Here is an 8,370-nt window from a genome sequence, read left to right as displayed (position 1 = left end):
GATCAGGGCCGTCAGGCCGAGGACGAGGGCGGTGACGGTGGCGGTGACGGTTGCGCTTAAGCGGGACATGGGCTCCTACTCTCGATGGGTACGGATCTCTTCCGGCCAGGCGAGCGTGGTGCCGAGCGTGTCGCTCAGCAGGTGCTGGTAGTCCGACAGGTGCGCGGCGTCGGAGCGGACCTTGCGCGGCGGCAGGTCTCGGTCCAGGCAGAAGCCCGCGAGCGCGCCCACGGCCTCGCCGATGGCCCACTCGACGGGGTGCAGCCGGTAGCAGCCGTTGGTGATGTGGGTGGTGCCGATGTTCTTGTTGGCGGGCAGCAGGTTGTCGACGCGCACGGGGATGAGCGCCCCGAGCGGGATCTGGAAGGGGTACGCCTCGATGTCGACGTAGGTGCGCCCCGCGGTGCTGGGATGCAGGTCGATGCGGTAGCGGCCGATCCCCACGCTGTCGTGGAAGACCTCGCTGCCCGCGCCCTGCGGCCTGGCCTGCACGCCGACGTGCTGCTCCAGGACGGTGAACTCGGCGACGATGCGGCGCGACTCGCGGATGTAGGGGGTCTTGGCCAGCCCGTCGCGGGTGCCGGTCACGTCGGGCCGCAGCCGCAGCCCAGGGTATCCGCCCTCGGTCTGCATCCAGTACAGGAACGACAGCGACAGTTCCCTGCTGCCCGCGAGGGCGACGGCGGGGTCGGCGCCGAGCAGCGGGCTCTCCCAGTAGTCGATCTGCGGCCAGTTCACCATGGTCAGGTCGGGCAGGCCGGTGAACTGCTCGCCTGCCAGGATGCGGCGGAACTGCCACAGGTCGAAGTGCCCGGTCCCGTCGCCGAACAGCCGCCATTCGCGCCGTTGCAGCGTGATCGGCACGACGTCCGTCCACGACAGCTGCGGCCCCGGCCAGAACGGCGCCACGGTGTCCCGCCAGTGCTCGTATCCGGCGGGTCGGTCGATGACGTGCTCCTCGCCCGGCCGGTGCTCCAGCGCGAAGCACCACGAGATGGCCTGCTGGTCGAGCGGGTCCGCCGTGTCGGGGGCGTGCGGCTCTCCGGTCGTGTCGCGCCCCTCGGCCCCGACGACGTGCTCGACCTCCGCGAGCTCCAGCAGGTCGCCCAGCTCGGTCGCGTCGACCACGTACGACGCCGCCACGGTCAGCTCGCCGCCCGTCTCCAGGTCGCGCAGCGTGACGGCGTCGACCCTGTCGCCGCTCGTCCAGGCGGTGACCGGCTCGTGCCGGAGCAGCACGGTGATCAAGCCCGTCGCCCGCCAGGGGGCGAGCATCTCGTCGAGCACGGCGACGGCCACGCGCGGCTCGTGGCACATCCTGCTGACGATGCCGAGCCCGGGATCCATCAGGGGGCCCGCGCCGGGGCGGACGGGGTAGTTGCGCCGGTAGTAGTCGCGCACCCGGCGGCGCAGGTCGGCGTAGCCCGGCGGGGCGAACTCCCGCTTCTCGATCCAGGCGTGCTCGTCCGGCGGCACGGCCTGGGCGGTCAGCTGGCCGCCCAGCCAGTCGGTGGGCTCGGTGATGATCACGTTACGGCCGAGATTCGCGGCCGTGAGCGCCGCCGCGACGCCTCCCAGGCCGCCGCCGACGATGAGCACGTCAGTTCGGAGTTCCGTCATTCCCCGTGGGCTCCTTCGTATGGATGAGGGCAGCGATGAGTGCAGAGGCCGTCGCCGGGTCGCGGCGCGGCCCGGGGGGAGCTGGTCGTCACGGTCTAGGGCCGCTCCTCGCGGGCGGCGGCGATGGTCGTGCCGGGGACGATCGGGCAGGGGACGAGCAGGCTCTCGGGCGGCTCGTCAGGGTGGTCGAGCATGTCGATGACCCGGTCGACGGCGATGCGGCCGATCGCGACGCGCGGGATCTCCAGGGAATCCCACTGGGCGGAGGTGCCCGGCCAGGTGGCTTCGAGCACGGCGACGGAGATGTCCTGCGGCACCCGTACGCCGCGTTCCCTGAGGCCGCCGAGCAGCTGCTCGGCCAGCCGGACGCTCTCGGCCACCACGGCCGTCTCGCCGCCACGGAGCAGTTCGTCGATCCAGTCGCCGGTCAGGCCGCTCTCGCCGCGGAAACCGGGCGACCTGTCGGTCAGGCCGAGCCGCTCCACGGCCTCGCGGTAGCCGTCGCGCCGGTCGGCGTACGGCTCCATCTCCATGGGCTCGCGCAGGTAGGCGAAGCGGCGGTGGCCGTGCCCGGCCAGCTTGTCGACGATGCCGATGGCGGCGCCGCGGTAGTCGGGGATCACGCACGGAATCTGCGCGCCCGGCACCTCCCTGCGGCCGATGTGCACGAACGGGTAGCCGTCGTTCCACAGCCTGGCCAGCTCCGCCCGGTCGGTGGAGACGCCGAGCAGCACGCTGCCGTCGGCCAGGTTGAGCCGGTTGGTGCCGTCGCGGTAGACCCTGCGCCGCCCGTCGCCCGCCCCCGTCGAGGTGAACAACACCAGGTCGAAGCCGGTCTGCTCGGCCCGCTCCTCGATACCCAGCAGGAACTCGAAGTAGAAGTCGTCGCGGGCGTGCGGGAAGACCGCCTCGAACGTGTGCACGCCGATCAGGTTGTTGCGCTTGTTGCGCAGGTTGCGCGCGGACGCGTTGGGGACGTACCCGAGCTCCTTGATCGCCGCGAGCACCCGCTGGCGGGTCTCCTCGGGGATGCGCGCGGAGTCCACGTCGCCGCTGATCACGCGGGACACGGCCGACTGGGACACCCCGGCCAGCCGGGCCACGTCGGACTGGCGCGGGGCCTGCCCGCGGCGTTTGGACGTCATGCCCCTTCCTCCTTACCGGCACCGGCGGCACCGGCGGCTCGCGAGGCCAGAGCGGCCGCGTGGGTGGTGGACTCCAGTTCGCCGGCCCGGCCCTTCTGGTGCAGCCAGCAGTGCGCCCAGTGCCCGCCGCCGAGGTCGGTGCGCGGCGGCGGGCTCTGCTCGCACTCCGGCATCGCGAAGGGGCAGCGCGGGTGGAAGCGGCATCCGGCGGGCGGGCTCGCCAGACTCGGCGGCTCCCCCAGCTCGTCGGCGCCGTCGAACAGCGCCGCCCGGTCGTCCTCGCCGCGTCCGGGGTCGGGCGAGGACTCGATGAGCAGCTTCGTGTACGGGTGCCGGGGCCGGGCGATCACCTCCTCCTTCGGCCCGCCCTCGATCATGCCCCCGGCGTACATGACCACGATGTCGTCGCAGAGGTAGCGGGCGCTGGCGATGTCGTGCGTGATGTAGAGCAGCGCCAGCCCGTCCTCGTCGCACAGCCGGGCCAGCAGGTTGAGCATGTCGAGCCGGATCGACACGTCCAGCATCGAGATGGGCTCGTCGCCAAGCAGCACCTTCGGCCGTACGGCGAGGGCGCGGGCGATGACGACCCGCTGGCGCTGGCCGCCGGACAGCTCGTGGGGGAACTTGTCGACGAAGTCGGCCGCGGGGCTGAGGCTGACCCTTTCGAGCAGCTCCAGCACCTGCCGTTCCAGCTCACGCCGGTCGCGGATGCGGTGGTGCAGGCGCAGGGCGCGTTCGAGGTTGTAGCGGACGCGGTGCAGCGGGTTCAGCGACCCGAACGGGTCCTGGAAGATCAGCTGCACGTCCCCGTGGTAGCCGCGGCGGCCGGCGGGGCGGCCGTGCAGCAGCACCTCGCCGCTGGTGGGCGGGTAGAAGCGGGCCAGCACGCGGGCCAGCGTGGTCTTGCCGCTGCCGCTCTCCCCCACGAGCGCCACGATGCGGCCGGGCAGCAACGCCAGCGTGGCGTCCTCCACGGCCCGCACAACGCCGCGCCTGCCGACGGGGAAGTGCTTGGCGACGTCACGCGCCTCGAGCACGGGCTCGCTCATGATCGTTCACCTCCAGCAGGGTAGAGCAGGCAGGCGACCTCGTGCCCGCCGGTCGTGACGAGCTCGGGCAGGGTGCGGTCGCAACCGTCGAAGCGTTCGGGGCAGCGCGGGTGGAACGGGCAACCCGGCGGTGGCCTGCGCAGGTCGGGCGGGCTGCCGGGGATGCCGGCCAGCGGCCGCAGCGGGGCGTGCAGCGGCGGGAACGAGTCCCGCAGGCCCCTGGTGTAGGGGTGCTTCGGGTCGGTGTAGAGCGCCCGCGCGGTGCCGATCTCGACGATGCGGCCGGCGTACATGATGGCGATGCGGTCGGCCACCTCCAGCAGCAGCGACAGGTCGTGGGTGACGAACACGACGGCGAAGCCGAGCTCCTCGCGCAGCCGCAGCATCTGGGAGAGGATCTGGCGCTGCATGACCACGTCCACGGCGGTGGTCGGCTCGTCCATGACGACGAGGTCGGGCCGGCAGGCCAGGGCGAGCGCGATGGCCGCGCGCTGCCGCATGCCGCCGGAGAGCTGGTGGGAATAGCCGCGGACCCGGTCGGCCGAGATGCCGACCATGACCAGCAGCTCGGCGGCCCGCTGCCAGGCCTCCTTCTTGCTCATCCGCCGGTCGTGGGCGCGCAGCGCGTCGGCGAACTGGGCGCCGAGCCGCATCACGGGGTTGAGCGCGTCCATCGCGCTCTGCAGGACGATGGACAGGCTCGTCCAGCGCAGCTCCCGCAGGGCCCTGTCGTCGAGCGTGACGAGGTCGACGGACGGGCCGCCGTCGCGGCCGTGGTAGAGGATGCGGCCGGCGGTGGTGACGGCGGGCGGGCGCTGGAGCCGGGTCAGCGCGGTGATCAGGGTGGACTTGCCCGATCCCGACTCGCCCGCCACGCCCAGAATCTCGCCGCGGCGCAGCGTGAACGACACGTCCACGCACGCCCGCACCTCACCGGCGTACTCCACGCTGAGGCCCTCCACCTGCAGTACCGCGCGGTGGGCGGCCGGGGTGGCCGGCGCCTGTTCCTGTGTCTGGGAGGTCATGCCGCCTCGCTCCTCGCGATCCGTGGCCGCCGGCGGGTCCTGACGACCCGGAGTTTGGGGTTGGCCACCTCGTCCACGCCGAAGTTGACCAGCGCCGCCGCCGTGCCGATGAGCGCGATGCACAACCCCGGCGGCACGAACCACCACCACAGCCCGCGCAGCACCGCGCTCTGCTGCTGCGCCGCCTGGATCATGGTGCCCCAGCTGAGGGACCCGGAGTCGGAGATCCCGAGGAAGGCCAGCCCCGCCTCCGCCAGCACCGCGCCGATCAGCGCGTGCAGGAACATCGACGCGATCAGCCCGGTCATGTGCGGCAGCACCTCGAAGAAGACGAGCCGGCGGTTGCTCTCGCCGAGCAGCCGCATGGCGCGTACGAAGTCGCGACCCGCCACGCTCATGGCCTGGGCCCGCAGCGTACGGGCGCCGCCCGCCCAGCCGAACAGCCCGATGATCAGCGCGATCGTCCACAGGCCGGTGCCTTGCAGGTAGCCGGCCACGACGAAGATGAGCGGCAGCACCGGCATGACGAGGAAGAGGTTCGTCAGGAAGTTCAGCACGCCGTCCACGCCGCCGCCGAAGTAGCCGGCGGTCACACCGACCAGCACCGCCAGCGCCGTGCCGATCGCGGCGGCGAGGAAGCCCACGAACATCGAGCCGCTCGCGCCCGCGATCACCTGGGCCAGCACGTCCTGCCCGAACTGGGTGGTGCCGAGCAGGTGCTCGGCCGACGGCGGCTGGGCGATGGCCTGGATGTCGTTGGCCCTCGGGTCGAGGCCCAGCACGGTCTCGCTGAACCAGCCGCCGAAGATGGCGACCAGGGCGAAGAGGGCGATGACCGCCGAGCCTGCGCGTACTTTCATGCGCGCTCCCTGATGCGCGGGTCGAGCAGCGCGTACACCGAGTCCGCCGCCAGGTTGGCGAGGAGCACGGTGAGCGTGATGAGGAAGAAGACGCCCTGCATCACCGGGTAGTCGCGCTGCTGGAGGGAGATGAACAGCAGGTAGCCGATGCCGGGGTAGCTGAAGACGATCTCGGTCAGCAGCGCGCCGCCGACGACGCCGCCGAGCGCGAGGGCGAAGCCGGTGAAGTTCGGCAACATGGCGTTGCGCGCGGCGTACCGGAGCATGACCCGGCGCGGTGACAGGCCCTTGGCCAGGCCGAGCAGCACGTAGTCCTCGCGCACGGTCGTGACGGTCATGTTGCGCATGCCGAGCAGCCAGCCGCCGAACGCCGAGAACACGATCGTCGCGGCGGGCAGGGCGCCGTAGTGCAGGACGCTCAGCATGAACGGCGCGTTGAACCCTACGGGCAGGTCCGGATCGTAGCCGCCGGCGAGCGGGAACCAGCCGAGCAGGAACCCGAACGCCCACAACGCCAACAGCGCCACCCAGAAGTACGGCACGGACGACACGAACGTGGTCAGCGGGCTGACGATCGAGTCGAACCGGCCGCCGGCCCGCCATCCGGCGATCACGCCGAGCCCGGTGCCGACCGCGAACGCCACCACGGTGGTGCTGCCGACCAGCAGCAGCGTCCACGGCAGGCCCTGCCAGACCAGGTCGCTGACCGGGGTCGGGAAGTTCCTGATCGACACGCCCAGGTCGAGCCGGGCGAGCTGGGCCAGGTAGTCGAGATACTGTGAGCCGAGGTTGGCGCTCGGGTCGCCGAACAGGCGCTGGATCGACTCCAGCGTGCGCGGCGGCAGCGACTGGCCGCTGACCCGCTCCAGTTCCTCGATGATCGCCAGCGACGGGTCGCCGGGCATCAGGCGCGGGATGAGGAAGTTCAGGGTGACGGCCGACCACACGGCCGCGGCGTAGAAGCCGAGCCGCCTGGCCAGGAAACGCCCGCCGGTCATGGGGCGGCACGCTTGAGGTTCATCAGCGTCAGCGTGGTGTCGGGGCCGAGATTGGGGAACGGCACGTAGGAGAACTTCTCGGGGGTGGGCCAGCCCGTCCACCGCCCGGCGTTGATCGCCACGAACCAGTACGAGTTGTAGATCGGGCTGAACGGCACCTGGTCCACGACGATGGTCTGCATGTCCTGGGCGAGCTGCTTGAGCCGTGCCGTGTCGGAGGTGCCCAGCAGGTCGGCGAGCACGGCGTCGGTCCTGGTGTCCTTCCAGCGGCCCAGGTTGGTGGCGGCCTTCTTCCCGATGGGCCTGACCGCGCGGCCGGCCAGCATGCTGTAGACGCCGCTCACGCCGGCGCCGCCGACGGTGGCGATCGTCAGGTCGAACGTGCCGAGCTGCTGGCTGTCGTACAGGTTGGCGCCGGGGGCTCCGGCCGACTTGACCTGCAGGCCGAGCGCCGACTTCCAACTGTTGATCATGATGTCGGCGTAGGGTGCCCAGCCGAAGTCCTGGTTGAAGGAGAGGCTGGGCGTGTACGACTCGCCGTCCTTGACCAGCTTGCCGCCGGTGACCGTCCAGCCGCCCTCCGCCAGCTCGCGCCTGGCGCCCTCGGCGTCGACCTGCTGCACCTTGCCGCGGTACTCCGGCTTGAGCCAGTCCCGGTAGACCAGGTCGACCAGGCCGGTGGGGCCCGCCTCGGTGCCGGGCCGGTTGAGCGTGGTGACGATGTCGCCGCGCGGGATCGTCATCGCCAGCGCGCGGCGCACGTGCACGTCGTCGAAGGGCGGCCTGGCGGTGTTGTAGAGCATCGAGTACGCACCGCCGGTGGCGTAGAGCTGGTAGAGGTGCTTCTGCGGGTCCTTGGCGACGTACTCCTGCTCGGCCCCCGGCCACGACTGGATCGCCCAGTCGACCTCGCCGCGCAGCAGCTGCGCCTTCACCGCGTCCTGGTTGGTGGGAATGATCTTCAGGTATTTCATGGGAAGCGAGCCGCCCCAGTAGTCGTCGCGGGCGCGCAGCGTGATCTGCTGGGCCGCGAACGACTCCAGGACGAACGGACCGGTGCCCACGGGGTCGGGGTTGGTCCAGGCGTTGAGATCCTGTTTCTCCCAGATCTTCTTCGGCACCATCGGCAGCGACGGCGAGGCGAACTGGTTGATCTCACTGAAGCCCGGTTCGCCGAACGTGACCGCGACCGTCGACCCGTCCACCTTCTCCACGTCCTCGTACGTGGTGCCGGCCAGGTTGAAGTCCGCCTCCTCCAGGGGCAGGCGCAGGGAGAACACGACGTCGTCGACGGTCAGCGGCGCGCCGTCGGAGAACGTCACCCCCTGGCGCACCTTGATCGTGAGTCGGGTGCCCTTCTCGTCGAACTCGAGGCTCTCGGCCAGCCACGGCTTGACCGTGCCGCCGTCGCTGTAGTCGATGCGGGCCAGCGGCTCGTAGATCATCTCCGCGTTGGGGGTCTTCTGCGTCGCGGGGCCGACCACGTTGTAGTTGCGGGTGTACGTCGTGCCGGCGTCGGTCTTGCCGAAGACGATGGTGTCCGTACGGGCGCCGCCGGCCGGCGGGCTCTGGACGCCCGCCGTGCACGCGGCGGCGAGCACCATCACGACGGCGATCAGGAGTCCTCTTGTTGCCATGTGTGTCTCCAGGGGGTGCGCATACGTATGCGCAAG

7 protein-coding genes are annotated in these 8,370 nt (G+C 71.3%); all 7 read right to left on the bottom strand.

From position 1 onward, the window contains the following. Positions 1 to 75 precede the first annotated feature (75 nt). Positions 76 to 1,620: an FAD-dependent oxidoreductase gene (locus GUY59_RS34645; RefSeq protein WP_138205025.1), complete on the bottom strand. Its 1,545-nt coding sequence runs from the start codon at positions 1,618 to 1,620 to the stop codon at positions 76 to 78. Positions 1,621 to 1,715: 95 nt separating this feature from the next. After that, positions 1,716 to 2,765 carry a LacI family DNA-binding transcriptional regulator gene (locus GUY59_RS34640; protein ID WP_171055524.1) on the bottom strand — a complete coding sequence of 350 codons (1,050 nt, stop codon included), beginning with the start codon at positions 2,763 to 2,765 and terminating at the stop codon, positions 1,716 to 1,718. Next, positions 2,762 to 3,814 carry an ABC transporter ATP-binding protein gene (locus GUY59_RS34635; protein ID WP_138205023.1) on the bottom strand — a complete coding sequence of 351 codons (1,053 nt, stop codon included), beginning with the start codon at positions 3,812 to 3,814 and terminating at the stop codon, positions 2,762 to 2,764. The genes GUY59_RS34640 and GUY59_RS34635 overlap by 4 nt, the downstream gene beginning before the upstream one ends. Further along, positions 3,811 to 4,839, bottom strand: a complete 1,029-nt coding sequence (locus GUY59_RS34630; RefSeq protein ID WP_138205021.1) for an ABC transporter ATP-binding protein — start codon at positions 4,837 to 4,839, stop codon at positions 3,811 to 3,813. The genes GUY59_RS34635 and GUY59_RS34630 overlap by 4 nt, the downstream gene beginning before the upstream one ends. After that, complete coding sequence (locus tag GUY59_RS34625) at positions 4,836 to 5,699, bottom strand: ABC transporter permease (protein ID WP_138205019.1); 864 nt, start codon at positions 5,697 to 5,699, stop codon at positions 4,836 to 4,838. The genes GUY59_RS34630 and GUY59_RS34625 overlap by 4 nt, the downstream gene beginning before the upstream one ends. Next, entirely contained in the window at positions 5,696 to 6,697 is a 1,002-nt protein-coding gene (locus tag GUY59_RS34620; RefSeq protein WP_138205017.1) for an ABC transporter permease, read from the bottom strand. The genes GUY59_RS34625 and GUY59_RS34620 overlap by 4 nt, the downstream gene beginning before the upstream one ends. Next, positions 6,694 to 8,334 carry an ABC transporter substrate-binding protein gene (locus tag GUY59_RS34615; RefSeq protein WP_201761694.1) on the bottom strand — a complete coding sequence of 547 codons (1,641 nt, stop codon included), beginning with the start codon at positions 8,332 to 8,334 and terminating at the stop codon, positions 6,694 to 6,696. The genes GUY59_RS34620 and GUY59_RS34615 overlap by 4 nt, the downstream gene beginning before the upstream one ends. Positions 8,335 to 8,370 lie beyond the last annotated feature (36 nt).

It is taken from the genome of Nonomuraea sp. K271 (assembly GCF_009908215.1).
Classification (GTDB): domain Bacteria; phylum Actinomycetota; class Actinomycetes; order Streptosporangiales; family Streptosporangiaceae; genus Nonomuraea; species Nonomuraea longispora.
This window is presented reverse-complemented; position numbering and strand designations above follow the sequence as displayed.